Origin of the sequence: Maricaulis sp., from assembly GCF_039978735.1 — a bacterium.
Taxonomy (GTDB): Bacteria; Pseudomonadota; Alphaproteobacteria; order Caulobacterales; family Maricaulaceae; genus Maricaulis.
The window spans coordinates 61,321-87,573 of sequence record NZ_JBDWAS010000052.1; the positions used below are offsets into that span (position 1 = coordinate 61,321).

Below are 26,253 nucleotides of genomic sequence, written 5' to 3' on the forward strand. Positions count from 1 at the left end.
GTCTGTTCTTGTTACTTGCTTAATCAAACCAATTCCCGCGCCGTCTGCCAAGTGCATTCTTCCGCGCAGCCGGCAAACTGTCGCACAGACCCGGTGTTACGCCCAAGTGAGTTTGACTATATAAGTGACGGATGACTCACATGATGGCCCGTCCTCCAGCTGACCTGAAGCTCGTCCGATGCTGCTCGATCTGGCGTGCACTCGAGGATATCGGCGATGTGCCGACCATGCTGATCCTCGAGGCATTCTGGCTGGGGGAACGGCGCTTCGACGGCTTTCAGAAGCGCACCGGTCTGCTCAAGGCGCTGCTCAGCCAGCGGCTGAAACAGATGGTGGCGGCAGGCCTGCTGGAAAAGCGCCTCTATTGCGAGCGGCCGCCCCGCTATGAGTACATCATGACGGAGAAGGGGCGCGATCTTTACTGGGTCGCCCTTGCCATGCTGCGCTGGGAGCAGAAATGGGGCGCCGCCAAGGCCAAGTTCAAGGTGCGCCTGACGCACCGGACCTGCGGTGGCGACCATATCGATCCCGTACCGTTCAGCCTGTCGGCCGGCCGTGAATTCAATGCGCGCGAAGTCAGCTGGAAGCACGGCCCGGGCATGGGCTGGGTGACGCCGCGGCACAGCCGCCGGCGCAAGCCGCGCGGCGAGGAGCAGGGCGCGGACAATAATCTGCTCGATGTCATCCTGCGGGTGCTCGGCGACCGCTGGGCGTCGCTGATCCTGCGCTCCATATTCACGGGGTTCCGCCGCTATGACGAAATCCAGAAGGATGCGGCGATCGCGACCAATATCCTGGCCGACCGGCTGCAATGGCTGATCGATATGGGCCTGATCCACAAGCGCGCCTATTCCGATGCGCCGCCGCGCTACGAGTATCGGCTCACGGAAGCGGGGATCGACTACTACCCGGTTCTGGTCATGCTGATGGTGTGGGGCGACCGCTGGTATCTGACACCGGAAGGTCCGCCGCTCCTGCTCTTCCATCGCGACAGCGGCGAGCCGCTCAAGCCCGTCATGGCCTGTTCGAACTGTCACAAACCGCTCGATCCCACCGAGGTGGACTTCACCATCGAGCCGCTCGACGGCGAGGGTCAGCAGGTGTTCTCCACCCGCTGATCGCGTCGTTTCCGGTCAGGAGGCCGCGGCGATCTGCTCGCCCGGCGCCCAGGTGCCGTGGAAGCCGGCGGGTACGCGCTGGGGCAGTTTCACACGCGCCAGCGGCTTGCCGCCGAAATCGCGCGCATCGAGGATCAGGGCTTCGGACTGGCCGGTCGCACTGTCGGTCAGGAAGGTGATGACATAGCCATCGTCTTCCTCCGTCGCGCCGACGCGCGGTGCGAAGGCCGGCTCGGCACCGTAAACGCCGTCGGCGAAGCGGTGTTCGATACCGTTTCCGCTTTCCAGATCATACTTCACCAGCCCGTCGAACACCTGGGTATGCGTATTGGGAATGGTGACGTGATAGGCGTATTTCGTCTTGTGTCCCATCAGGTCGAGATTGACGACGGGAAATTCGGTGCGCCGGTCGTCGAGATGCTCGACGGTCGTCTGGCCGGTCTTCATGTCGAAAGTCCAGCGGTGCAGCTCTGCCTGCAGGGCGAGAACTGCGGCCATGGGCGCATAGGGGCCGAATTCCGGGTTCGGCGGCAGGCCGTTATCGACCATCTTGCAGGCGTAGAAGACGATCTTGTCGCCTTCCTCCCAGGCATTGCAGCCGTGATAGATGTAGCAGGGCTCGGTCTCGAACCATTTGACATCGCCCGTGCCGTCGCGCCGCACGACGCCGAAACGGGCGGGCTGGTTCTTCGGCTGGTGGATCTGCCACATGCCGTTGCGCAGGCCGGCCTCGGTGAACACGACCGGCAGATCCATCAGGATCATGTAGTTCTTCGTGATCATCATGTCGTGCGGCAGGCGCGGGCCGGGCAATTCGACCTCGCGGAACCATTTCAGCTCATTATCTGCGGAAACGACGCCGGCCGACATCACCGGATTGTAGAGATCATAGTCGAAGAACAGGAATTCGCCGGTCTGGGCATCGACCTTGGAATGCGCCGACACATTCTTGGGAAGGCGGCCCGCAAAGGTCTCGGTCCGGATGGTCTCCAGGGTCCGCGGATCCATCCGCACCGGCTGGCCGGAGACGTACCAGAGTGCCATCGCCGTGCCGTTATGGATGAGGATGTCGGTGTTCGCCGTGTCCTTGTAGGTGGTCAGCGCGCTGCGTTCGCGGCGGATCGGCTCCAGAATGCCGCCGGCATCCAGCGTGCCGGCACGCTCGGCCTCGTGGTCGCGCGTGCGGACATAGCGGTTGCGGTATTCCGCCTTGCCGTTTTCGAAGAAGATGCCATGCACCATGCCATCGCCGTCGAACCAGTGGTGCATCCCCTCCGGCGCATTCAGCGGATTCGGTCCGTTGCGCAGATAGGCGCCGTAGAGATCGCGCGGAATTTCGCCCTCGACCTCGAGGTCGAGCGCGGTCACTTCCTTGCGTACCGGGGCGTAGATGCCCTTGAGATACGGGTTGAACCGGTTGAGTTCGGTCAGCTCATCGCGCTCGAATTCGGTCTGGATCATGGTCATGGGGTGTCTCCTCCCGGTCAGCCTGCCAGGGCCGCCGTTGTCGTCTTGGTGTTCGTGTCGTGAACCGGCGTGGCACAGGCGGCGGCGTATTCCGCGGCGAGTTCGTCCACGATCGCGGCGACGGGCTGGCTCTGTTTCACCGAGCCCACGCCGTGACCGGCCGACCAGACATCGCGCCAGGCTTTCACCTGGTTTTCGCTGTCGGCGAAGTCCGGCCCGCTGCCGCGTGAGCCGTCTGTACCGACACCCATTTTCTCCAGGCTCGCGCGCAGATAATGGGCCGGTGCGCCGGTCAGCTTGTCGGACAGGACAAGGTCCTCGAACTCCGCCGCGATCAGCATGTCGCGGTATGCGGCGTCGGCGAGGCTTTCCCCGGCCGCGATGAAACGTGTGCCCATATAGGCGAAATCGGCGCCGAGGACTTCCGCCGCGCGGACCGCGCGGCCATTGCTGATGGCGCCGCCCAGCATGACCGGGCCGTTGAAGAATTCGCGCACGGCGGTGACGAAGGCGAAGCTGGACATGGCGCCGGTATGTCCGCCCGCGCCCGAAGCGACGAGAACGAGACCGTCAGCGCCCTGCTCGATTGCCTTGCGGGCGAATTTGACATTGTTGACGTCGGCAAAGACCAGGCCGTCATAGTCGTGGACCGCGTCCACCACACGCCCCGGTCCGCCCAGCGCGGTGATCACGACATCGGGCTTGTATTGCTTCACCAGGTCGAGCTCGGCATCGAAGCGGCCATAGGTCGAATGCGTCACCATGTTGGCAGCGAAGGGCGCGCGCGCATTGTCGGCGTGGGTCGCGGCCAGCCATTCCTCCAGCACATCGATGGTGCGGGCGTTGGGGAAGGGGAAGGAGGCCATCAGCCCGGCTCCCCGCGCCGCGGCGACCAGCTGCGGGCCGGATACCAGGAACATGGGTGCGACGACGGCCGGCAGGCGCATCCGGGCTTTCAGGCGGGCAGCGATCTCGGACTGTGACACGCGGGCTCTCCAACTAAACTTTCATAACCATACTCGCTGATGGCCGGCAGGACAAGCGCTTCTGCCGGCGCCGGCCAAAATCCGTATTCGCACAGGAAATTCCGGGCTAGGCTCGCCGCTTCAAGGCTTGGAGGGAGGGCCGTATGAGCGTCGACAAGCAGATCTTTTCCGGCTGCATGCCAGCCCTGATGACACCGTGCAGTGGGGACGGGATTCCGGACTGGGATGCGCTTGTTGAAACGGGCCGCGGTCTTGTCGATGCCGGCATGGATGCTGTCGTCTATTGCGGCTCGATGGGCGACTGGCCGCTTCTGACCGACGAACAGCGATGCGAAGGCGTGGCGCGTCTGTGTGCGGCAGGCCTGCCCGTTGTCGTCGGCACCGGCGCACAGAATACCCGGCGCGCGGTCGAAATCACACGTCATGCGGTTGAGGCCGGGGCGGCCGGCCTGATGGTCATACCCCGCGTCCTGTCGCGTGGAAGCTCACCGGCGGCCCAGCACGCACATTTCTTGGCCATCCTCGAAGCGGCCGCGGGGCTGCCTGCGGTGATCTATAACAGCCCCTATTACGGCTTCGAGACGCGGGCCGATCTCTTCTTCGAGCTGCACGGCCGCTATCCCAATCTCGTCGGCTTCAAGGAGTTCGGCGGCGCCGACGCGCTGAGCTATGCCGCGGAGACCATCACTTCCGGCAATGAGGCGCTGACGCTGATGGTCGGCGTCGATACCCAGGTCTTCCACGGTTATGTCAATTGCGGTGCGACGGGTGCCATCACCGGTGTCGGCAATGCCCTGCCGGCCGAAGTGCTACGCCTGGTCGAGCTGTGCCGCCGTGCGGCCGGCGGCGATCCGGAGAGCCGGCGTCTGGCCCTGGAATTGTCGGAGGCGCTGGACGTTCTGGCGCGGTTCGATGAAGGGCCGGATCTCGTTCTCTACTACAAGCGGCTGATGGTTCTGGAAGGGCACGCGGCCTATAAGCATCAGCTCTATGCGCACGACAGACTGAGCGCATCGCAGACGGCCTTCATCGACAATGCCTGGCGGCAGTTCCGCGCCTGGTGGGCCAGCTGGCCCGGCGCCGCTGGCTGAACGAGGCTGCGATGCGGGTCATTGACTCCCATACGGGTGGCCAGCCCACGCGGGTGATCGTCGAGGGTGGTCCGGACCTGGGTGGCGGATCGCTGCAGGACCGGCTGGAGCGCTTCCGGACCCGTTTCGATCACTACCGCACAATGGCTGTGCTGGAGCCGCGCTGTTCGGATGCCATGGTCGGTGCGCTGTTGTGCGAGCCGGACGCGCCCGACTGTACGGCGGGGGTCATCTTCTTCAACACGTCCGGCTATCTGGGCATGTGCGGGCATGGCACGATCGGGCTGGCGGCGACCCTGGCCTGGATGGGCCGCATGGCGCCCGGTCTCCACCGCATCGACACGCCGGTTGGTGTGATCGAGCTCGAGCTCGTTGATGCCAATACCGTGCAGTTCGAGAATGTCGAAAGCCGGTGCATGACAGAAGACGTCGAACTGGATGTGCCGGGCCTCGGGCGGGTGCGCGGCGATATCGCCTGGGGCGGCAACTGGTTCTTCCTCGCCGAGGATGCTCCGCTGCCGCTGGTGCCCGCCAACATCCCCGAACTGACGCGCGCAGCGTGGTCGGTCCGCCGGGCGCTGGCAGCCAACGGGCTGACGGGCCTGGGCGGCGCCGAGATCGACCATATCGAGTTCTTCTCGAAGGCAGACGCCGGGCCCGGGGCCAACAGCCGCAATTTCGTGCTCTGCCCGGGCGGTGCCTATGACCGCTCGCCCTGCGGGACCGGCACGAGTGCCAAACTGGCCTGCCTGGCGCGCCGCAATCGCCTCGCACCGGGCGAGATCTGGGTGCAGGAAAGCATCATCGGCAGCCGGTTCTCGGGCCACTACCGGCCGGCGCCGGCGGGCGGGATCATTCCGGTCATCACCGGAACGGCCCATGTGTTCGCCGATACGCGGCTGGTCGATGACGCCAGAGACCCTTTCCGTCTGGGCATTCTGTGACGAGGAGGTGGACGGATGGTTGCGGAAGACGGGCATCCGGGGCTAGACAACCGTGCCGCCGGAACTGGTCGCGGTGGCAAATGCAAGCGGGAGACATGCGGTGAAAGGTATTGTGCTGGCCGGGGGCTCGGGGACGCGCCTGTATCCGGTTACCCGGGGCGTGTCGAAACAACTCCTGCCGGTCTATGACAAGCCGCTGATCTACTATCCGATCAGCGCGCTGATGCTGGCGGGCATCCGCGACATCCTGATCATCACGACACCGGAAGACCAGGCCTCCTTCCAGCGCCTGCTGGGTGATGGTTCCGACCTCGGCGTGAACTTTTCCTACGCGGTGCAGCCGCGCCCGGAGGGCCTGGCCCAGGCGTTCATTATCGGCGAGGACTTCATTGGCGGCGAGCCGTGTGCCCTCGTCCTGGGAGACAATATCTTCTTCGGACACGGCCTGCAGGGGCTGTTGAAGGATGCATCCCGCCTGACGCGCGGTGCCGAGGTCTTCACCTATCAGGTGGCCGATCCGGAACGTTATGGCGTGGCCGAGTTCGACGACAGTCAGACCATCATCTCGATCGAGGAAAAGCCGCTGAAGCCGAAGTCCAACTTCGCCGTGACGGGGCTCTACTTCTACGACGACACGGTCTGTGACCGGGCGCGCGAGGTCCGGCCCTCGGCGCGTGGCGAGCTGGAAATCACCACGCTCAACGAGATGTACATGCGTGACGGCCTGCTGAAGGGCCATCTGATGGGCCGGGGCTATGCCTGGCTCGACACCGGAACCCACCAGTCGCTGCTGGCGGCGGCCCAGTTCGTCGAGACGATCGAGACCCGGCAGGGCCTGAAAGTCGCCTGTCTGGAAGAGATCGCCTGGCGCCAGGGCTTCATCGATGACGAGCAGGTGCTCCGTCTAGCCCAGCCGATGCTGAAGACCGAATACGGCGCCTATCTGCAGCGGCTGGTCGGCGGTTAGCCGCCGTCCGCATCAAGCGCGAGCCGCTGCGTGAGTTCACCGCGATTGCCGGCGATGTCGGCGATGGTCACGCCGTCGAGCACGTCCAGAAAGGCGTCGAGCGCCTTGTGCCAGGTTCTCGACAGCCGGCACACGCCGATCAGCGGACATGTGTTGGAGTCGTCATTGAAACATTCGGCCAGTTCCAGGGGGGCTTCGGTCAGCCGGACGATCTCGCCGACGGTGATCGCGTCGGCAGGCTTGGCCAGGCGCACCCCGCCGCTGCGGCCCCGGATCGTCTCCAGATAGCCCTCGCGGCCCAGCAGGTTGGCGATCTTCACCATGTGGTGGACCGAGACCTGGTGGATCATCGCGATGTCCGTCACCCGGCTGATGCGCTCGCCGCGCAGTGCCGTGTATTGCAGCATCCGCAAGGCGTAATTGGTGAAACTGGTGAGCCGCATATTCTGCCCTTGAAATACCGGTAAAAACCATACCGCAATTCGCGGGCGTCAGCCACTCGTGTGACGCTTCAGTGACGGCGCCAGCGGCACCTGCCGGTAGGCAAGGCCCGGCCAGAGTGCTGCGTCGGGGATATGGGTCGCCAGTACGATCGCGGCACCCTGGCTGCACGCCCAAGCGCCGAGGTTCGCGGCCAGCGTCTCGCGCATGGGCGCATCGAGGCCCGCAAAGGGCTCGTCCAGCAGCACAAGGTCCGGACCGCGCAGAATGGCCCGGGCGATGGCGAGGCGCCGCAACTCGCCGCCGGACAGATTGCTGCCGCCGTCCTCGAGCGGCTGGTACAACCCCTCCGGCGAGCGCGCCACCACCGGCATGAAAAGCGCGGTCCGGCAAGCTTCCAGCAGGCGCGCATCGTCGGCATCCGGCTGGGCCAGCCGCAGCGCATCGGCGAGCGTCCCGCGCATCGTGTCGGGCATTTGCGGGGCAAAGCCCGTGTGCTGGCGGATCGCAGCCGCGCGAAGGCTTGAAGCCTCGACGCCGGCATAGTCCAGCGATCCACCCAGGGCCGCGCGGAGGCGGGCGAGAGTTTCCAGAAGCGTGGTCTTGCCGCAGCCGGACGGGCCGGTGATCTCGGTGACGCTGCCGGCCGCCAGATCAAGATCCGGCACCTCGCACAGCGGCGCTGCTCCGGGAAAACCGATCTGCAGCTGACGGGTTCTGACCGGCAGGATGGTAGCGGGCGCTGGTGCGAGGTCGGTCGGCTCGGCAATCGCAGACGGTGCTGCCATGCGCGTATTCAGCCGCGACAGGGCCAGCTCGGTCGCCGGGTAGGCCGTCAGCGCGCCCAGTGCGATGGCCAGGCTCTGGTGGGCGGCAAGGACGGACAGCGCCGTTCCGGCGAGAAGCGGCACTGTGGCGCCGTCGCCCAGCCAGACAGCAAGGGTCGCCGACAGACCGCCAAGGATGGCGATAAAGGCGCCCGCCAGCCGTGAGCGTCTGCCGGCGGAGAGGGCTTGGGCCGCCGTTTCAGCGGACAGGGATCCGAGCGCTCCAGCCGCATCGCCGAACCGGCCGAGCGCTTCGAGCTCCACCCGGTTCTCCACCAAGCTGGCGGCCTCGCGGCGGTAGCGGTCGTTAAGTGCTTGCAGGCGGGCATCGATCCGGCGTTGCTCGGCGATGCCGAACCGGCCCGTCGCGAGCGCGAGAATCAGCCCGCTAGCCACGACCGCGAGCGGCACCCAGCCGGCAAGACCGGCGAAGACCAGCGCGATAAGCGAGGCCGCGGCGGCGCTGGCGGCGGGCAGCCAAAGGCGGAGCAGGGCGCCCTCGGCGAGGCGCACATCATCCAGGAAAACGGCCAGACTGTCCGATGCGGGCCTTGCCAGACCGGCGCGTGCGCGCGCCTCGGCCTCGAACAGGTGCCGCCTCAGCCGCGCCGACAGGCGCAGCGTGGCGTCGTGCCCGACCAGCTGTTCGCCATAGCGCGCCAGGATGCGCCCCATCGCAGTGCCGCGTACCGTGGCGCTCGGATAAAGATGGTTGAAGGCATAGGCACTGCCCGCAGCGCCGGCGATGGCGCTGGCGGTGAGGAACCAGCCCGATATGCCCAGCAGCAGCGCGGCCAACGCGCCACCGGCCGTGGCCAGCAGAAAGGCCAGCGCGATCCGGCCGCGGAATGGCCGGCCCAGCCGCGTCCACAGCGCGATCATGAGCGGCGCTCCATCGCAATGACGGCGTCGGCGATGGCGCGCGCGGCTGGGTCGTGGCTGGCCATGATCACGGTCCGTCCGGAGGCCAGCTGGCGAAGGGTTGCAAGCAGCGCATCCTGGCGTTCGGCATCGAGATGGGCGGTGGGCTCGTCCAGCAGCAGGACGGGCGCGTCTGCGAGCACGGCCCGGGCAAGGGCAAGCCGCTGCAGTTCGCCGCCGGACAGGCCGCTGCCGCCGGGGCCGATCCGCATGTCGAGCCCTTCGGGCCGGTCCGCAATGAAGTCGCACCCGGCTGTGTCGAGCGCGGCCAGGCAAGCCGCATCGTCCGCGCCCGGAACGGTGAGGTGGAGATTGTCGCGGATCGTGCCTTCCAGAGCCCAGGGCTTCTGTCCGATCCAGGCGATGGAGCTGGCCAGCGAGTGGCCGGCCGGCAGGATCTCGCCGTCGACACGGATTGCGCCGCGAACCGGCTCGGCCAGCGCCAGTAGCGACATCAGAACCGATGTCTTGCCGCAGCCGGACGGCCCCCAGAGCAGGGTGATGCGGCCCGGTTCGGCGATGGCGTCGAAGCCCGCGAGCACGACCTGCCGGCTGCGGGCCAGATCGACGGACTGCCAGACGATCCGCGGTGCTTGCCCGAGCGCGTCGAGCCGGACGATGGGTGCCGCCTCCCCGGTATCGGCAAGTCCTGCGAGGGACTCCGCCCCGGCCCGGGCATCGCTGCGCGCATGGTGAAGCGCGGAGAGCTGGCGCACGGGCGCAAAGAATTCCGGCGCCAGCACCAGGGCGGCCAGACCCTCCCGCAAGGTCAGGGTCTCGAAAGTCTCGAACGGGAAGACCCCAAGCAGTTTGAAACCGACATAGACGGCCACCAGCGCGATCGAGATCGAGGCGAAAAACTCCAGCACGGCCGTCGAGAGGAAGGCGACCCGCAGGATCGCCATGGTGCGGCGTGCCAGCTCGTCGGCGGCCGTTTCGATCACGCCGGCTTCACGCGTCACGCCGTTGAAGGCGCGGATGGTTCCCGCCATCCGCACACGGCTCTCGAAGGTCCCGGCAAGCGTATCGAGCGCGCGCTGCTGCGCGCGGGCCAGGGCGGCAGTTTCCGACGCTGTCAGCCAGATGAAGACCGGCAGCATCACGGTCGAGGCCAGGATCAGCGCGCCCGCCAGCCAGCTCTGGGTGAAGATGGCGATGACGACGAGGACCGGGGTAATAACGGCGGCAGTCCGGCCCGGCAGCCAGTGGGCGGCATGGCCGGAAAGAATGGCGGTGCGGTCGACCAGCTGTGCCGTGCGTTCGCCGCCGGGCGCACCGTCAAACAGGGCCGGGCCGGCCTTCGCCGCCAGACCTGCCATGTCCTGCCGTGCGGCTGCGACCAGTCCCTGTCCGGCGCGCTCGGAAGCCTGCGAGCGGAGCCAGCTGCAGCCGCCGCGGCCGATGAGTGCCGCGCCCGCGACCAGAAGGGCGGGGAGGGCGTTGCGTCCATCCACGAGGGCCGAGATCGCCGTGGCAAAACCGAGCGCGAAGGCGATGGCCGCAAGCGCGTCCAGCAGGATCGCCAGTTCGGCCAGCCGGACATCGCGGCGCGCAGCGCCTGTCCAGCCTTTCAGGCGGGCAGCGGCCGCCGTTTGCGTATCGGTCTTTGCGGTCATGCAGCCTGTGCGGGTCCAGTGTGCGACGTTTCGCCCGTTGCGCCTGTCGATAAAACTTGTATTTCAGGTGCAAGTTAACGCGTCGGAACCGGAGTTCAACCATGGAACACTTACTGGTCGCGGACCTTTCGCGATGGCAGTTCGCGCTGACGGCGATGTACCACTTTCTGTTCGTCCCCCTGACCCTCGGCCTGTCGATGATCCTGGTGATCATGGAAGGCGCCTATGTCCTGACCGGCAAACAGGTCTGGAAGGACATCACAAAATTCTGGATGAACCTGTTCGGGATCAACTTCGTGCTCGGGGTTGCGACCGGGATCACCATGGAATTCCAGTTCGGCACGAACTGGTCCTACTACTCGCACTATGTCGGCGACATTTTCGGCGCCCCGCTCGCGATTGAGGGCCTGATGGCCTTCTTCCTGGAAGCGACCTTTGTCGGCCTGATGTTCTTCGGCTGGGACAAGCTGTCGCGTCCGGTCCACTGGCTCGTCACGGGCCTGGTCGCCCTGGGCTCGAACCTTTCGGCGCTGTGGATCCTGATCGCAAACGGCTGGATGCAGGCGCCCGTCGGGTCGGAATTCAATCCGGACACGATGCGCATGGAGATCACCAATTTCATGGAGGTGCTCTTCAACCCGGTCGCCCAGGCCAAATTCGTGCACACGGTGTCGGCCGGCTATGTGACGGCCTCGGTCTTCGTCCTCGGCATCTCCGCCTTCTACCTGCTGAAGGGACGCCATCGCGGACTGGCCAAGCGGTCTGTCGCGGTCGCGGCGTCCTTCGGCCTGGCCTCGGCCCTGTCGGTTGTCGTGCTGGGCGATGAGAGCGGTTATACGCTGACCGATCACCAGCGCATGAAGCTCGCAGCCCTCGAGGGCATGTGGCACACCGAGGAGGCGCCGGCGCCGCTGACACTGGTCGGTCTGCCCGACCAGGAGGCGCAGGAAACCCGCTACGAGATCCAGGTGCCCTGGCTGCTGGGCCTGATTGCCACCCGCAGCATCGACGGCGACGTCCAGGGCATCCTGCCGCTCGTCGCCATCGCCCAGGACCGGATCGAGAACGGGATATCGGCCTATGATGCCGTCCAGCGGCTCAACGCCGATCCGGAGAATGTGGCGGCGCGTGAACAGTTCGAGCTGACCAAGCAGGATCTGGGCTATGCCCTTCTGCTGACGCGCTATGTCGACGATCCGCGCGAGGCGACGCCGGACCAGATCCTGCAGGCCGCCTGGGACACGGTTCCCAACGTCGCCATGGCCTTCTGGTCCTTCCGCATCATGGCGGGCCTCGGCTTCTTCTTCATCGCGGTCTTTGCCCTGGCCTTCTATCTGGTGAGCCTGCGCCGGCCCTTCCCGCGCTGGTTCCTGCGGCTGGCCGTGGCCATCATTCCCCTGCCCTGGATTGCCGCGGAACTGGGCTGGGTGCTGGCCGAGACCGGACGTCAGCCCTGGGTGATCGACGGTGTGCTGCCGACCTTCATGGGCGTGTCCAGCCTGTCCGCCAGCCAGGTCATCCTGACGATGGTCGGATTCACCGTTCTGTACGGCACGCTTGCCGTGATCGAGGTGACGCTGATGGTCCGGGCGATCCGCAAGGGGCCGACGTCAGAAACACCGGTCACGACACACCAGCCCGCATCCGGCGGCTTCCCCGAAGCCGTGCCGGCGCCGCTCTACGACCGATAGGAGACGCATATCATGGAACTGCCTCTCGACTATCCGACGCTCCGCGTCATCTGGTGGGGCCTTCTGGGCGTCCTCCTGATCGGCTTCGCCCTGACCGATGGCTACGACCTCGGTGTTGCGACCCTGCTGCCCTTCGTCGCCAGGACCGATGCCGAACGCCGGCTCGTGATCAATACGATCGGGCCGATGTGGGAGGGCCACCAGGTCTGGCTCATTCTGGGCGGTGGCGCGATCTTTGCCGCCTGGCCGTACGTCTATGCCGTCAGCTTCTCCGGCTTCTATCTCGCCATGTTCGTGGTGCTGTCGGCGCTGATCCTGCGGCCGGTCGGTTTCAAATACCGGTCCAAGCGGGAGAGCACCGCCTGGCGCAACAGCTGGGACTGGGCGCTCTTCATCGGCGGCTTCGTACCGGCGCTGATCTTCGGTGTGGCCGTTGGCAATGTGCTGCGCGGTGTCCCGTTCGACTTCGACAGCATGCTGCGGGCGACCTATGAAGGCGGCCTGTTCGGCCTGCTCAATCCCTTCGCCCTGCTCGCCGGCCTGATCTCGGTCGCCATGCTGGTCATGCACGGTGCGTCCTGGATCGTGGTGAAGGCCGAAAAGGGCCCGGTGCGTGACCGGGCGGCCCGCTTCGGATCGATCGCGGCCATGCTGACCATCGTATTGTTCGTCATTGCCGGTGTCTGGACCGCCACGGTTCTGCCCGGCTACACGATTACATCGGACGTCCTGCTCGATGGTCCGTCCAATCCGATGCGCAAGGCGGTCAGTGTCGAGGCCGGCGCCTGGGTCAACAATTTCGTGCGCTATCCCTGGATGGTGCTGGCGCCGTTGATGGCCGTGGCGGGGGCTTTCCTGGCTGCCGTCAGCCTGGGCAAGAAGCGTAATGCAGCGAGCCTCGCCGGATCGGCCATGTCGGTCTTCGGTGTTGTCGCCACCGCCGGGGTGTCGATGTTCCCCTTCATCCTGCCCAGCTCGCTCAATCCCGATGCCAGCCTGACCGTGTGGGACAGCTCGTCCAGCCACGGCACGCTGTTCTTCATGCTGATCATGACGGTGATCTTCGTGCCGCTGATCCTTCTCTACACCGGCTGGGTGTTCAAGGTGCTCTGGGGACGTGTGACGTCCGAGCAGGCCACCTCGCCCGGCTCCTACTGACCGGAGGTCTTGGAACCATGTGGTATTTTACCTGGATACTGGGTCTTGCCGCCGCCCTCGGCTTTGGAATTCTCAACGCGCTCTGGCTGGAATTCACGCCGGATGCGGAAGACTGCGAGGATCTGGAATGCGCCGAGTAAAGCAGATCATATTGTCCGGCCTGGTCCTGACGGCGGCCGCCGCCGCTCCCGCACCGGCCCAGGAAACAATGCAGGCACCGTCATCGCAGACAGCGCCTGTGCTGACGGTGCTGACCCGCGAGGATCCGCAGACCCAGCTCATGGCGCTGATCCTGACACGCGCCAGCGCCCGGCAGGGCGTGCCGGTGCGCGTTCTCCTGTGCGACAAGGCCGGCGATCTCGCGCTGGCCGAGCCGCCGGAAGCCGCCACCCGGCCGCTTGCGCCGCGGAACATGTCGCCGCACGGTCTGCTTGAAACCCTGATCGAGGATGGTGTGACGGTTCAGGTCTGTGCGATCTACCTGCCCAACTCGCCCCACAGCGCAGAAGACCTGCACAGCGAGATCGGTGTGGCGACCCCGCCGGAAATTGCGACCATCATGGCGGATCCGCGCACGCGGTTCTTCACGTTCTGAGGGAGGCGGGGATGCGTGCCAAGCCTGCAATCATGTTGGGGTCCGCCGTTCTGGCCGCCGGGATGGCAATCGCGGCGTCCGGACACGCCCAGACGGACGTGGCGGACGATGCCGATCCGAGAACCCCGATCCGGCTGACCGCGGCGGAGCAGAGGCACATCGTGGAGACGATGCGCATCTTCCTTTCGGGCAGCCAGGCGATCATGGAGGCGGGCAGCGAGGGCGATCTCGACCGGCTGCGGGAAGCCGCCGCGGAGATGGCCACGCCACGCCCCATGATGCCGGGAATGGGGGCCAGAATGCCGGACAGCTTCCGGGGCATGGGGCAGATGCTGCGCCAGGACCTGGCGGCGATTGCCGCTCTGCCCGACGAGACGCCCGTTGCCGAGGCCCAGGCCGCGGCGGCTTCAGCGATGTATACCTGTGTCGCCTGCCATGACAGCTACCGCGTCGAGATCGTGTCATCCCGGGGTGAGCCGGGCCGGTAGGCCGGGTTTCAGGCGGCCACGTCCTGACGCGGCGGTACCCGGCCGCTCGCCATGAACTCGGCCAGTTGCAGGCGGTATTTGCGCCCCACACGCACCATCTCCCCATTGGTCAGCTCGACCGAATGCGTGCCGTGTCGGTCGGCATGGGTGCGCTCGATGTGATGCACATTGACGATCGCCGAGCGGTGAATGCGCAGGAAGTCCGCCGGGTCCAGCCGTTCCTCCAGCTCCCGCAGCGAGATCCGGTGCAGGAGCTGCCGGTTGCGCAGGTTGAAATGGACATAGCTGCGCGCCGCCTCGATCCACACGATCTGCGACTGGGGCACCCGCACGGTTTCGTTGCGGCAGCGTATCCAGAAATCGCGGTAGACCGGTGCGCCCGCATCGGTGGCGTGCCCCTGGCGGATCCCGGCCAGCGTCTCGCTGAGGACGGCGACCCGCGCCAGGTCGCGCCGTTGCTGCAGCTCGGTCCGCACACGACGCAGGCATTCCTCCAGTCGCGCCGTTTCCACCGGCCGCAGCAGGAAGTCGGTCACCTGAAGCTCGAATGCGGTGAGAGCGTGGATCGGCAGGTCGCCCATCATCACAATGACCGGGCCGTCGTCACCGGGGCCCGCCTGGCGCGAGAGAAGGTGTTCGAGCCGCGGCTGGTCGCTGCCCAGAAACACCACGTCCGGCGATGTGCCGTACCAGGGGTCGTCCTGGCCGGCTGCCGGACGGGCGCCGACACAGCTGGTGTCGGCGAACCGGTCCAGTTGCCGCTGCAATTGTGTCCGGGCGAGTTCGCGGCTTTCAAGGATGAGGCAGCGCATGGCGGTCCTCCACATAACGCACTGAATAACGTGGCGGATTTGCTACCGCGGCGTTTCGGGCATGCCTATACTCCACGCCCGGGCGAGTGACGGTTTCCGGAGTGTCTGGGTTCGTCACAAGCGCTGGCGGGTTAAACCCTGATGCCGTCGTTCGCCGTTTTCCTGCGCTGTTCGCAACACGCGGCCGCACCTCGTCGCAATTCCAGGCAGTCCGGCGCTTCTCTTGCTACGTGCGGGGCGTGCGAGGTGACAGAAATGTAAGCCCCCCGCGTGGTCGCCGTCATGCTCCGGATGACAGGCTCGCCAGGTTGTTTTGGGCTGTTCAGGGCATGGGGAGGCTCGGCGTGACGGCGCAGTTTCCAGAGTCTTATGGCAGAGGCGTCCCGATGCGCTGGGCGCTCCGGGTTGCCGCCGGCGGCTGTATCGTGTGGGCGGTTCTCGTCCTCGTCTTCGTCGCCGTGCAGTACAAGGAAGCCGTGTCCGACGGGGCCCCGCCCAGCTTCGCGCTCGGTGTGCGGCATCAATCCGTATTTTCCGCAATTGCCCTGCCGGCGATCATCGCGGGCGCTCTGGTCGGCCTGCGTCACGCGCTGGCAGGCAGTCCGGCCTGGCGCCGCTGTGTCGAAGCGGCCGGCGTCGTCGCGATATTCTCGATGGCCGACTATTTCTGGACGGTGCTGGTCCTGTCTGCCTACACCGGCGTACCGGCCCAGACGCTCGTGGCATCTACACCATCCCTGTTCTGGCTGATGCTGCCGACCTTCACGGGAATGGCCTATCTGGCCGGCGCCCAGCTGAAGGGCCTGGTTCAGCGCGGCAGCGATGCGACGCGGGGAGGCCGGGCGGGGCGCCTGGCCGTGCGGTCGGCCGGGCGCACCGATTATGTGGCACTGGATGATATCGTTATTGTGTCCGCACAGGGCAATTATGTAGCCCTTGTCGACCGCTCAGGGCGCGAAGTGCTGCATCGTGCGACCATGATCGAGATGGCGCAGATGCTCGACGGACAGGGTTTCGTCCAGGTGCACCGGTCGCATTTCGTGCGTCCCTCGGAAGTCGTTTCGGCCGAACAACGCCGTGAGCGTATTGCATCGGTCCGGCTTCGCAGCGGCCAGGTTCTCCCTGTCAGCGCGACCGGAAGCGCGGCGCTGATGGCGGCTCTGAACAACACGGCGGCCGTTTCACCGGCCTGACCTCCTGTCCGCATGCTGGCCCGTTGCCGGCAACACACCGCTCCCGTTCGACCCATTCATATTGAGACGTGTTCACCCGCACTGGTCGGATCAGTCCGCCAGCGCCCGTCCGCATGTCCGAAAGGTCCCCGGCGCGCTGGCAGTTGACCACCAAACAAGAGTGCCGGCCCGACCGGCCTCGGGGGATAATATGAACGCGATCAAGAAAACTCTTCTGGGCACCACCGCCTGTTTCGGGCTCGCCCTTTCGGCCGTGACCGGGGTCTCCGTCATGACCGCACCGGCCGTGCTGGCACAGTCCTACACAACAGGCGGTGTTGGCGGCACGGTTCTGGATGAGGCCGGCAATCCGGTCTCCGGCGCGACTGTCACCGCCGTGTCCAGCGACCGGGGCTCGACGCGCAGCGTTACGACCGGCGCCGATGGCCGCTTCTTCATCGGGCGCCTGGAGGTTGGCAATTACACGCTGACGGCGGCAGGGGCGGGCTATCAGACGGTGTCCGATGACGGCGTCCGGGTCTCGGTGGGATCGTCTGCGTCTTACGAGTTTGTTCTGCCGGCGGGGATGGCCGAGGACGTGATCACCGTGACGGGCCAGGCCGTGCAGGTCGATGTGTTCCAGGCTTCCGAGACCGGGTTGGACATCGATGTTCAGGCGGTGTTCGAACAGGTGCCGATCGGTCGCGATGTGACGTCGCTGACGCTGCTCGCGCCAGGCACCGTGATTGGCGATAGCGATTTCGAGGACGGGCTCAGCACGGGCTTCGCCTCGATCTCGGGCGCTTCGCCGGGCGAGAATGCCTTCTATGTCGATGGCATGAACATCACCGACTTCCGCAACTTCCTCGGTGCCTCGGCCGTGCCTTTCCAGCTGTATGACCAGCTGGAGATCAAATCCGGCGGTTATCAGGCCGAGTTCGGGCGCTCGACCGGCGGGGTCGTGAATGCCGTTACCCGCTCCGGCACGAATGAGTGGCACTACGGGTTCAATATCTTTTATTCGCCCGACGAGCTCCGCGAGGATTCGCCGACGACCTATGTCCAGGCCAACCAGTTCGATCAGCGTATGACGCTGGAGAGCGATTTCTGGGTTTCCGGGCCGATCATCGAGGACCGGGTCTTCATCTATGGCCTGTACTCGCCGCGCCTGATCGAGGCGATCAACATCACCGAGGCCGGCCGCGAGGAAGTCGATCGCACGGACGACCCCTTCTTCGGCTTCCGTCTCGATGTGAACCTGTTTGAAGGGCATACCTTCGCCTGGACAAGCTTTTCCGATGACCGGGCAACGGTGCGTGAGGCGAGCGACGTCACCTTTAATGCCGACCGGACCGAAATCGAAAGTCGCACGCCGGTCGCTCAGACCAACTTCCTCGAAGGCGGGGACGTCAATATCCTGCGCTATTCCGGTGCCATGACCGACTGGCTTACCGTGTCTCTGACCGCGGGCCGGCAGACCTTCAACCAGACTATTGCGGGCAGCACGGACGGCAATCCGGCGATCCTGGATGCCCGGGACACCAGCGGTCCGGTCATCCAGCTGGGCAACTGGGGTGAGCTCGTCCCGGCCGAAGGCAATGACACGCGCGAACTGATCCGGGCCGATGCGGACATCTATGCGAACTTCTTCGGTGAACACAATATCCGCGTCGGTGTCGACCGGGAGACGCTGACGGCTGAAGACCGCTCCTTCTACTCGGGCGGCGTCTACTATCGGCTTTATGATCCCGTATCGTGCGAAGCCCAGGGCGGTCAGGCCGGCCGTGAATGCGTCCGTGTCCGGCAGCTTGATCGCGGTGGCTCGTTCGAAACGATCCAGACGGCCTTCTACATTCAGGACTCCTGGCAGGTCACGGACCAGCTGAACCTCAATATCGGCCTGCGGAACGAGACCTTCGACAATCGCAACGCCAGTGGCGACACCTTCACCAAGATCGAGGACCAGCTGGCACCGCGCCTGGGTGTGTCCTACGACTATTTCGGAGACGGGTCACTGGAGCTGTTCGGCTTCTATGGCCGCTACTTCCTGCCTGTCGCCACCAATACGAATATCCGCATGGCGGGCGCTGAACTCTTCACCCAGGACTGGTACCAGTTCAGCGGGCTGGATGCGAACGACGTGCCGCAACTCGAAGGCGGACCTTTCCTGGAAGAGCTGTTCGGTGACGGAACCGTGCCGGACACGCGGGCGGTGACCGACCAGTATCTCGATCCGATGTATGTGGATGAATTCATCATCGGCGCGCGCTGGATGATGAATGACCTCTGGGACTTCAGCGCCAGCTACACCTATCGTGATCTGGGCGTGACGCTGGAAGACGTGGCGATCGATGCTGCCGTCATCGCCTACTGCAATGCCAACGGTATCACGGTCGGCGGTACGCCCTGCGAGGATGTCTGGACGGGCTTCCACCAGTATGTGCTGACCAATCCCGGCGAGGATATGCGGGTCTACCTGCCGGAGCTCGACGAGACCGTCGATCTGAGCGCCGCGGATCTGGGCTATCCCACGCCGACGCGTACCTATGAAGCCCTGACGCTGACCTTCGACCGGGCCTTCGACAATGGCTGGGATCTGCACGGGTCCTGGACGCTGTCGCGCAGCGAGGGCAATTACGAAGGGACGGTGAAGTCGGACAATGGCCAGGACGATGCGGGGATCACGACCTCCTTCGACCAGCCGGGTCTGACCGACAATTCCGATGGCCTGCTGCCCAACCACCGCGCCCACAAGATCAAGCTGTGGGGGAATTATGCCTTCACCGATCAGTTCTCGGTCGGGGCTGCGATGCAGGTCACCTCGCCGCGGCGCTTCGGTTGTATCGGCTTCCACCCGACGGACGACTTCGCGCAGGCCTATGAGTCCGAGTCCTTCTTCTGCAACAGCCAGCCGACGCCGCGCGGCAGCCAGCTGGAGAGCGACTGGATCTACAATGTCGATCTGGCCTTCATCTACCGGCCGGTGGACCTGCCGCTGGGTGGGGAACCCGTGCTGCGGATGGATATCTTCAACGTCTTCGACAGCTCGGGCGTCACCGACATCCGCGAAATCGGCGAAACGGCGCTCAACGTGCCGGATCCGAACTATGGTGCGCCGCGGACCTTCCAGCAGCCGCGCTCTGTCCGCTTCGGACTGAGCTGGACCTTCTAGACCGGGGGGATGCCGCCGACCCTGACGGCGGCACCGGGCTGGGAAACGGCGGGCCATGTGCCCGCCGTTTCTTTTTCTCGGATCAAATATGTGAATGGCATACAATTCCGAACCCAACCGGTTCACAGGCGCGACTGCGAGCCCGACATGACCAGGTTCGACCCCCGCAGCCCTGAGCGCGTTCCATGTGAGCATCGACCCCAACACCGGCATCGGTGCCAGGCTCGGGTCGAGCGGAGCGGGAACAAGGAAAGGAATGGCGCACCCAAGAGGATTCGAACCTCTGACCTCTGCCTTCGGAGGGCAGCGCTCTATCCAGCTGAGCTATGGGTGCGCGAGACGGGGAGGCTTAGCCGATACGCGGGGCAAGTGCAATTGGCTTGCTCCGGCCGTCGGCAGGCCGATGTCAGCGGTAGTACAATCAGAACCAGACACGCAGTCCGGCGACCAGGGCGGTGTTTTCGGTGCGCTCGCCGGCGGCGCGGGCGAAATCGCCCGTTTCGCCCAGCTGACGGCCCCATTCGACACCGATATAGGGCGCAAACTGGCGCCGGATCTCATAGCGCAGGCGCAGCCCCGTCTCGATCGTGCCGAGACCGGATCCGGTCCCGAGCTCCGGGATCGCCTCGGCCGACCAGGTCAGCTCGGCGCGCGGTCGCAGGATGAGGCGCTGGGTCAGGCGCAGCTCGTATTCGGTCTCGAGGGCGCCGGTCAGCTCGCCTTCATCGGACAGGAAGAGCGCAGCGTCGATGTCGAACCAGTAGGGCGCCTCGCCCTGCACGCCGAGCACGGCATGGGTACGGCCGGCATCCGGCTCGAAGTCGTGGCGAATGCCGGTCTGCAGGTTGAAGAAGGGCGAGATGGCGCGGCTGTAGAGAGCCTGGACTTCCAGCTCCTCGAATTCGTCGTGATCGAAGGAATACTCGGCCTCACTCTTCAGCCAGAGCCGGTTGATGGCGCCGCCATACCAGGCGTCGATATCCCACAGCAGGACCTCTTCATCGTCGCGCTGCTGGCGGATCTCGAACCGGTCGGTGCGGAAGAAGAGGTGCCGTGCGCCGCCCGTTGCGTGATGAAGTGCGGCGCGGGCCGCGGCCATCTCCTCGGGCGGATAATAGGCGTCGGCCTGGGTCTGGGCAGCCGCGGTGCCGGAGAGGGCGGCAAGCGCCGGGAGGGCGAGGGTCGAAATGAGCGCGCGCATCAATGGTGTTCCCCGTGTCCGCCATGGTGGGGCGTCTGCCCTGGCCCGGGCGCTGGCGCCCGGGACGGCATGGCGTGGTGGCCGGCATGCGGGTCGGGCTGCGCCGCCGGCGCGGTGTCCGGCAGGACCGAGACGACCTGCATCATCCCGGCATGCATGTGGTAGAGCAGGTGGCAGTGAAAGGCCCAGTCGCCCACCGCGTCGGCCGTGATGTCCAGCGACAGTTTTTCACCCGGCTTGACGGTGATCGTGTGCTTGCGCGGCTTGTACGGGTCATCATCCGCGCCGGTTACCACATCGAAGAACATGCCGTGCAGGTGGATGGGGTGGGGCATCATCGTGTCGTTGACGAGCGTCATCCGCAGGCGTTCGCCTTCGTGGAAGACAATCGGGTCGACGACCTCCGAAAAGCGCACCCCGTCGAAGGACCACATATAGCGTTCCATGTTCGATGTAAGATGCACCTCGATCTCGCGTCCGGGGCGGCGCGTGTCCGGGTTGGGCGTCAGGGCCTTGAGGTCGGTATAGACCAGCACCTTGTGGCCGGCATTCTCCAGCCCGGCGCCGGGTTCGTGCAGGCGGCTGACCGGGGCTTCGGCGAGGCCGACGACCCCCGGGCCTGCCGGGTGGTCATGCCGCTGGGGACCTGTGGTCTCCGGCGCCGGGGCGTCGTGCATCATCGAGCCATGGCCCATCGTGCCATGATCCATTGAGCCATGGTCCATCGAGTCGTGATTCATTGCGCTTTGTGCGGCATTCCCGTGCCCCATGGCGGCATGGTTCATCGTGTGGCTATCGGCAGCGGGTGCCGCCGTGTGGTCCATCCCGCCATGCCCCATCGCACCGTGATCCATCGCCATGTCGCGCATGGTGAGCGTGGGGCGCGGGCGCAGGGCCGGGACGGGCGCGGTCATTCCCGGACGCGGCGCCAGCGTGGCGCGGGCAAAGCCGGAGCGGTCGACGCTCTCGCACATCAGGGTGAAGGCCCGGTCCTCGCGCGGTTCGACGATCACGTCATAGGTTTCGGCCGGGCCGAACTGGAACTCGCCGACCTGGACCGGCTGCACATCCAGCCCGTCGGCCTGGACGACGGTCATCGGCAGGTCCGGGAAGCGGACATTGAAGATCGTCATGGCCGACGCATTGATGAAGCGCAGGCGGATGCGCTCGCCGGGATTGAAGAGCCCGGTCCAGTTGTCCTGCGGCCCGTGACCATTGACGAGGTAGTCGAGCGTTGCGGCCGTTACATCCGAGATATCGGTGGGGTTCATCCGCATGCGGCCCCAGGCCATCCGGTCGCGCAATGCGCTGCCCAGGCCCTGCTCGCGGGCATCACCGAAGAAGTCGCCCAGCGTGCGCTGTTGGAAATTATAGGTATCGCTGGATTTCATCAGCCGGTCGAAGACGCGGTGCGGGCCTTCGAATGTGTAGTCGGACAGGACGATCACATATTCCCGGTCGAAGGCGACGGGATCGGCGCTGGCCGGTTCGATGACGATCGGACCGTAATGGCCCAGCTGTTCCTGCAGGCCGGAATGGGAGTGGTACCAGTAGGTCCCTGCCTGACGCACCGGGAAGCGGTATTCGAAGGTTTCGCCGGGGCGGATGCCCGGGAAGGTGACGCCGGGCACACCGTCCATCTCAAACGGCAGCAGCAGGCCGTGCCAGTGGATCGAGGTGTCCTCGTCCAGCGTATTGTGGACGCGCAGAATGACCTCATCGCCCTCGCGCCAGCGCAGCAGCGGCGCGGGGAGTTGACCGTTCACCGTCACGGCGGGGCCGCCGCGCCCATCGATACGAACCTGCGAGCGGCCGACCGTCAGGTCGAAGGCCTGGCCGTCCAGCGGGCGCAGGCCGCCGAGATTGGCCGCGCCGTTCGACTGCGCCCAGGCCGGCAGTAGATTGGTCGCCGTCATTCCGCCGAATGCGGCGGCCGTTCCCATGAACAGGCGTCGTGAGATCACGCGCTTCACTCCCTTGCCGATGCAGGTGGCAGAGTGTCCACCTTCCCCCTGCTGGAAGGTCAATCGCGCCTCTGCAGGCTTGTGCAGCGGTGGCCGGGCTGGTCCCGGAGAAATGTTGCGGCATACTCTTTGTTCAAAAGTGTTTCGAGTTCCTGCCTCTGTGTGCGTGCAGGTGTGACGGCATGCGTGGAGTGTCCAGACCGACAATTCGGAAATCGCGAGCTGCACTTGTCACCACACGGTGCGGTGCCGCATAGTCCTGCGACAAAAAGGAGAGAGCTATATGCCGCAGATCGACGCCAATGGCCTGAAGCTGGAATATGACGAGCGCGGGCCGCGGGGCGGCAGACCGGTTCTTCTGATCATGGGGCTGGGCTCGCAGATGACCCGCTGGCCGGAGCCTTTTCTTGACCAGCTGGCCGGGGATGGATGCCGGGTCATCCGTTTCGACAATCGCGATGTCGGGCTGTCGGCCTGGTTCGATGCGGCCGGGACACCCGATTTCGGTGCGATTGCCGGTGCCGTCGCGGCCGGCAAGGCGCCGGATCTGGCCTACACGCTTGAGGACATGGCTGCCGATTCGGTGGGGGTGCTCGACGCGCTTGGTATCGATCAGGCGCACATTGTCGGCGTGTCGATGGGCGGCATGATCGCCCAGCTCGTTGCCATCCACTATCCGGACCGTGTCCTGTCGCTCACCTCGATCATGTCCAGTTCGGGTAATCGGGCTCTTCCGCGCGCCACGAAAGAGGCGCAGGCCATGTTGATGACGCCGGCGCCGAACCCGGAAGCGGATCGCGAGGCCTTTCTGGATCGCGCCGTGGCGTCGAGCCGGGTGATCGGCTCGCCGGCCTATCCTCTGGATGAGGCTGTCGTGCGCGAGCGGGCCGCAGCCGATCTGGACCGGGCCTATCACCCCGCGGGCTTTGCACGGCAATACGCCGCGATCATCGCGGCGCCGGACCGGCGCACCCGGCTCGCACAGATCGGGGTTCCCACCGTGGTGCTCCACGGTGCTGACGATCCGCTGGTGCCCGTCGAGGCCGGTCGCGACACGGCAGCGAACATCCCCGGTGCCGAACTCGAAATCGTGGAAGGCATGGGGCATGATATCCCGCCGGCCCTGTATGGCCGGGTCATTGCTGCCATTCACCGTGCGGCCGAACGAGCGAGCGCGGAGACCGCTGCGCAATAGTCGCCTGCGCCGTGCGGTTTCAGCGTCTGGTCACCGTCCTATGGTAGGGGTGACATTTCGCGCTGGATCGCAGCCCAACAGGACAATTCATGTCTCTTACGACCGACGCCCTTGCTGACCTTGCCTCCGTCATTCCGGTTCTCACTGTCAGCGATGTGGCGGATGCGGCACCGCTGGCCCGCGCTCTGGAGGCCGGGGGGCTCAAGGTGATCGAGATGACCTGGCGCACCGCTGCGGCGCTGGGAGTGTTGCGGGCCATGAAAGCCGCGGCGCCGGGTCTGGTCGTGGGAATGGGCACCATCCGTACCCCTGAACAGGCGGCGCAGAGCGTGTCGGCCGGAGCAGACTTCCTGGTGTCGCCGGGTCTGACGCCGAAGCTTGTTCCGGCCCTGCTCGATGCAGGGGTTCCGGTCCTGCCCGGTGTCGCAACCGCAAGCGAGGCCATGGCGGCTACCGAAGCCGGGTTCGATCTGCTGAAATTCTTCCCGGCAGAGCAGGCGGGTGGGCTGGATTATCTCAAGTCCCTGCAGGGCCCCTTGCCGGATATCCGCTTCTGTCCGACCGGCTCGATCACGCGCGAGCGGGCTCCGGACTATCTGGCGCTGCGCAATGTCGTCTGTGTCGGCGGGTCCTGGATCGCAAGCAAGACGATGGTCGAACAGGGCGACTGGGCCGGCATCGAGGCGAATGCCCGAGCGGCTGCGGCGATGCGTACCTGATGTTCGTTTCGGCGCCAGCGAGGCCCGGGCCCACGAACAAAGTGCTCTGAAATTATTGTTCCTGTTTAATTTGACTCCCCGATCTCGCCATACTCAAACTTTGAAAAAGCGCCAAGACCAAGAATGACGCGGCGTGCGAGGTCTGGGAGGACATATTGGACACTGTCGGCAGGACGGGTGACGCCCCCGTGCGTGAAGGGGAGGGGGCGCCGCAAGCGGCCCCTGCACTGAAACGCTCCACGATCTTCCTGCATGGCTCGCTCGCCCTGCCTCTGGCGATCTATGGCTATCCCCTCGCGATCTGGCTGCCGGCGCACTATGCCGGCCATCTGGGACTGTCCCTCTCGGTGATCGGCCTGATCATCATGGTGGCCCGCTTCACCGATGTGATCACCGATCCGCTCATGGGCGAGATATCGGATCGCGGCCGCACCCGTTTCGGCCGCCGCAAACCCTATATCGCGCTCGGCGCGCCGCTGCTGATGCTCTCGACCTGGTTCCTCTTCGTGCCGCCGGAGGGCGCAGGCCTGGTCTATTTCCTGATCTGGCTGACGGCCTTTTTCGCCAGCGCCACAATGATCCAGATCCCCTTCCGGGCCTGGGGTGCCGAGTTGTCGAGCGATTATCATGCACGCAGCCAGGTCACCGCGGCGCGCGAATTCTACTATCTGGGCGGACTTCTGCTGGCCGCGGCCGTGCCGATGGTGGTGGAGATCCTCGCCGATGGCGGTGCCGTCGGCCAGATCTTCGCCTCGATGTGGCGTGACATCTCGGGTGCCTTCACCGGCGAGATCATGCAGCGCACGCCGACCAGTCGCGCGGCGCTGACCGGCCCTGTCATGATGGGTCTGGCCGTCACGATCGTCGCGATTGTGCCCTTGCTCGCGGGCATCGTGATCCTGACCGTCAGCGAGCCGCCGCCCGCCGCGCGCGAGCGTGTGCCGATGATCGAGGGCTTCCGCCATCTCTGGCGCAACGGACCCATGCGCCGGATCCTGATCATCGCTTTCCTGGTCATTGCGGGGGAGAGTTCGCGAAACGCCGTCTCGCTCTTCTTTATCCGCGACATCATCGGCATTCCGACGATCGGCGCGGCCTATTTCCTCTATTTCATCGCCGGTATCGCCGCGATCCCCTTCTGGCTCTGGATGGGGCGCAGGATCGGCAAGCATCGCGCCTTCCTGGTGACGCTGGGCTTTGTCAGCGCGGTCAGCGCGGCCAACCTCCTGCTTGGCCGGGGCGATTATCTGCCCTTCTTCTGTCTGTTCATTCTCAAGGGATTTGCCTTCGGCGGACTGCAATTCCTGCCCCTGGCGATGCTGGCGGATGTCGTCGATATCGACAGTGCCCGGTCCGGCGGCCGCCGGGCGGGCACTTATTTCGCCGTGCTCGGCCTGTCGGAAAAACTCGCTGTGGCCATCTTCACCGGCGTGTCGCTCAATATTGTCGGCCTTCTGGGCTATCACGCATCGGCCGGTGTGGACGGCTCGACCGAGATCGGTGTGCTGTCGCTGCGGCTGGTCTACTGCCTCGGGCCGATCGTGCTCTATGGCCTGGCGGCGCCGCTGATCTGGTCCTACCCGCTGACGCCGGAACGCCATGCCCGCCTCAGCCAGGGCATCGAGCGCCGCGCACGCCGCATGGCCGCGGCCGCGCGTGACCAGGCGGAATTGCCGTCCCCCTGACGGGTCCTGCATTCCTGACAGTG

General features: G+C 65.6%; 22 protein-coding genes and 1 tRNA gene. 14 read left to right on the forward strand and 9 right to left on the reverse strand.

Annotated elements, in window-relative coordinates; genetic code table 11:
* Positions 1–140 precede the first annotated feature (140 nt).
* Positions 141–1,118 (forward strand): helix-turn-helix domain-containing protein, encoded by a 978-nt coding sequence (locus ABJO18_RS15520; protein ID WP_348507747.1) that lies wholly within the window; start codon positions 141–143, stop codon positions 1,116–1,118.
* Between the two features lie 15 nt (positions 1,119–1,133).
* Here the strand turns inward: ABJO18_RS15520 and ABJO18_RS15525 are convergent, their stop codons facing one another.
* Positions 1,134–2,585, reverse strand: a complete 1,452-nt coding sequence (locus ABJO18_RS15525; RefSeq protein ID WP_348507746.1) for a carotenoid oxygenase family protein — start codon at positions 2,583–2,585, stop codon at positions 1,134–1,136.
* Positions 2,586–2,602: 17 nt separating this feature from the next.
* Positions 2,603–3,571, reverse strand: a complete 969-nt coding sequence (locus ABJO18_RS15530) for a nitronate monooxygenase (RefSeq protein WP_348507745.1) — start codon at positions 3,569–3,571, stop codon at positions 2,603–2,605.
* A 143-nt stretch (positions 3,572–3,714) separates the two neighbouring features.
* Between ABJO18_RS15530 and ABJO18_RS15535 the strand changes: the two genes are divergently transcribed.
* The 3 genes from ABJO18_RS15535 to rfbA all read left to right on the forward strand — a co-directional run bounded on the left by ABJO18_RS15535 (position 3,715) and on the right by rfbA (position 6,573).
* On the forward strand, positions 3,715–4,662 hold the full coding sequence (locus ABJO18_RS15535) for a dihydrodipicolinate synthase family protein (RefSeq protein ID WP_348507744.1): 948 nt from the start codon (positions 3,715–3,717) through the stop codon (positions 4,660–4,662).
* Between the two features lie 11 nt (positions 4,663–4,673).
* Entirely contained in the window at positions 4,674–5,606 is a 933-nt protein-coding gene (locus tag ABJO18_RS15540) for a proline racemase family protein (RefSeq protein WP_348507743.1), read from the forward strand.
* Positions 5,607–5,706: 100 nt separating this feature from the next.
* Positions 5,707–6,573: a glucose-1-phosphate thymidylyltransferase RfbA gene (rfbA, locus tag ABJO18_RS15545; protein WP_348507742.1), complete on the forward strand. Its 867-nt coding sequence runs from the start codon at positions 5,707–5,709 to the stop codon at positions 6,571–6,573.
* Here the strand turns inward: rfbA and ABJO18_RS15550 are convergent.
* The 3 genes from ABJO18_RS15550 to cydD are packed head-to-tail and all read right to left on the reverse strand — an operon-like array spanning position 6,570 to position 10,378.
* Positions 6,570–7,016, reverse strand: a complete 447-nt coding sequence (locus ABJO18_RS15550; RefSeq protein ID WP_348507741.1) for an Rrf2 family transcriptional regulator — start codon at positions 7,014–7,016, stop codon at positions 6,570–6,572. The genes rfbA and ABJO18_RS15550 overlap by 4 nt on opposite strands.
* A gap of 48 nt (positions 7,017–7,064) precedes the next feature.
* Complete coding sequence (locus ABJO18_RS15555) at positions 7,065–8,723, reverse strand: ATP-binding cassette domain-containing protein (RefSeq protein ID WP_348507740.1); 1,659 nt, start codon at positions 8,721–8,723, stop codon at positions 7,065–7,067.
* Positions 8,720–10,378, reverse strand: a complete 1,659-nt coding sequence (cydD, locus tag ABJO18_RS15560) for a thiol reductant ABC exporter subunit CydD (protein WP_348507739.1) — start codon at positions 10,376–10,378, stop codon at positions 8,720–8,722. The genes ABJO18_RS15555 and cydD overlap by 4 nt, the downstream gene beginning before the upstream one ends.
* Positions 10,379–10,479: 101 nt before the next feature.
* Here cydD and ABJO18_RS15565 point away from each other — a divergent pair, with 101 nt between their 5' ends.
* The 5 genes from ABJO18_RS15565 to ABJO18_RS15585 are packed head-to-tail and all read left to right on the forward strand — an operon-like array spanning position 10,480 to position 14,310.
* Complete coding sequence (locus tag ABJO18_RS15565) at positions 10,480–12,069, forward strand: cytochrome ubiquinol oxidase subunit I (RefSeq protein WP_348507738.1); 1,590 nt, start codon at positions 10,480–10,482, stop codon at positions 12,067–12,069.
* Between the two features lie 12 nt (positions 12,070–12,081).
* Positions 12,082–13,227, forward strand: a complete 1,146-nt coding sequence (cydB, locus tag ABJO18_RS15570; RefSeq protein ID WP_348507737.1) for a cytochrome d ubiquinol oxidase subunit II — start codon at positions 12,082–12,084, stop codon at positions 13,225–13,227.
* A gap of 17 nt (positions 13,228–13,244) precedes the next feature.
* Positions 13,245–13,367: a cytochrome bd-I oxidase subunit CydX gene (gene cydX / locus ABJO18_RS15575; protein WP_271187581.1), complete on the forward strand. Its 123-nt coding sequence runs from the start codon at positions 13,245–13,247 to the stop codon at positions 13,365–13,367.
* On the forward strand, positions 13,355–13,822 hold the full coding sequence (locus ABJO18_RS15580) for a hypothetical protein (protein WP_348507736.1): 468 nt from the start codon (positions 13,355–13,357) through the stop codon (positions 13,820–13,822). Before cydX ends, ABJO18_RS15580 begins: the two co-directional genes overlap by 13 nt.
* An 11-nt stretch (positions 13,823–13,833) precedes the next feature.
* The gene (locus ABJO18_RS15585) at positions 13,834–14,310 is read left to right on the forward strand and encodes a hypothetical protein (RefSeq protein WP_348507735.1); all 477 of its coding nucleotides are present in this window, start codon (positions 13,834–13,836) and stop codon (positions 14,308–14,310) included.
* 8 nt (positions 14,311–14,318) lie between these two features.
* On the opposite strand, the gene ABJO18_RS15590 is transcribed toward ABJO18_RS15585, so the two are convergent.
* The gene (locus ABJO18_RS15590) at positions 14,319–15,122 is read right to left on the reverse strand and encodes a LytTR family DNA-binding domain-containing protein (RefSeq protein WP_348507734.1); all 804 of its coding nucleotides are present in this window, start codon (positions 15,120–15,122) and stop codon (positions 14,319–14,321) included.
* A gap of 386 nt (positions 15,123–15,508) precedes the next feature.
* On the opposite strand from ABJO18_RS15590, the gene ABJO18_RS15595 reads away from it, so the two are divergent.
* Together ABJO18_RS15595 and ABJO18_RS15600 are read left to right on the forward strand one after the other, a co-directional pair.
* The gene (locus tag ABJO18_RS15595) at positions 15,509–16,315 is read left to right on the forward strand and encodes a LytTR family DNA-binding domain-containing protein (protein WP_348507733.1); all 807 of its coding nucleotides are present in this window, start codon (positions 15,509–15,511) and stop codon (positions 16,313–16,315) included.
* 190 nt (positions 16,316–16,505) lie between these two features.
* Positions 16,506–19,466 carry a TonB-dependent receptor gene (locus ABJO18_RS15600; protein ID WP_348507732.1) on the forward strand — a complete coding sequence of 987 codons (2,961 nt, stop codon included), beginning with the start codon at positions 16,506–16,508 and terminating at the stop codon, positions 19,464–19,466.
* 257 nt (positions 19,467–19,723) lie between these two features.
* On the opposite strand, the gene ABJO18_RS15605 is transcribed toward ABJO18_RS15600, so the two are convergent.
* The 3 genes from ABJO18_RS15605 to ABJO18_RS15615 all read right to left on the reverse strand — a co-directional run bounded on the left by ABJO18_RS15605 (position 19,724) and on the right by ABJO18_RS15615 (position 22,631).
* Positions 19,724–19,800 (reverse strand) — tRNA-Arg (locus ABJO18_RS15605).
* 87 nt (positions 19,801–19,887) lie between these two features.
* A complete protein-coding gene (locus tag ABJO18_RS15610; RefSeq protein WP_348507731.1) occupies positions 19,888–20,667 on the reverse strand; it encodes a copper resistance protein B in 780 nt (259 codons plus the stop codon).
* Positions 20,667–22,631 carry a copper resistance system multicopper oxidase gene (locus ABJO18_RS15615; protein WP_348507730.1) on the reverse strand — a complete coding sequence of 655 codons (1,965 nt, stop codon included), beginning with the start codon at positions 22,629–22,631 and terminating at the stop codon, positions 20,667–20,669. Before ABJO18_RS15615 ends, ABJO18_RS15610 begins: the two co-directional genes overlap by 1 nt.
* Positions 22,632–22,914: 283 nt before the next feature.
* On the opposite strand from ABJO18_RS15615, the gene ABJO18_RS15620 reads away from it, so the two are divergent.
* The 3 genes from ABJO18_RS15620 to ABJO18_RS15630 all read left to right on the forward strand — a co-directional run bounded on the left by ABJO18_RS15620 (position 22,915) and on the right by ABJO18_RS15630 (position 26,230).
* Positions 22,915–23,826: an alpha/beta hydrolase gene (locus ABJO18_RS15620; RefSeq protein WP_348507729.1), complete on the forward strand. Its 912-nt coding sequence runs from the start codon at positions 22,915–22,917 to the stop codon at positions 23,824–23,826.
* 89 nt (positions 23,827–23,915) lie between these two features.
* The gene (gene eda / locus ABJO18_RS15625) at positions 23,916–24,545 is read left to right on the forward strand and encodes a bifunctional 4-hydroxy-2-oxoglutarate aldolase/2-dehydro-3-deoxy-phosphogluconate aldolase (protein WP_348507728.1); all 630 of its coding nucleotides are present in this window, start codon (positions 23,916–23,918) and stop codon (positions 24,543–24,545) included.
* 188 nt (positions 24,546–24,733) lie between these two features.
* A complete protein-coding gene (locus tag ABJO18_RS15630; protein WP_348507727.1) occupies positions 24,734–26,230 on the forward strand; it encodes an MFS transporter in 1,497 nt (498 codons plus the stop codon).
* The last annotated feature ends 23 nt before the right edge of the window (positions 26,231–26,253 follow it).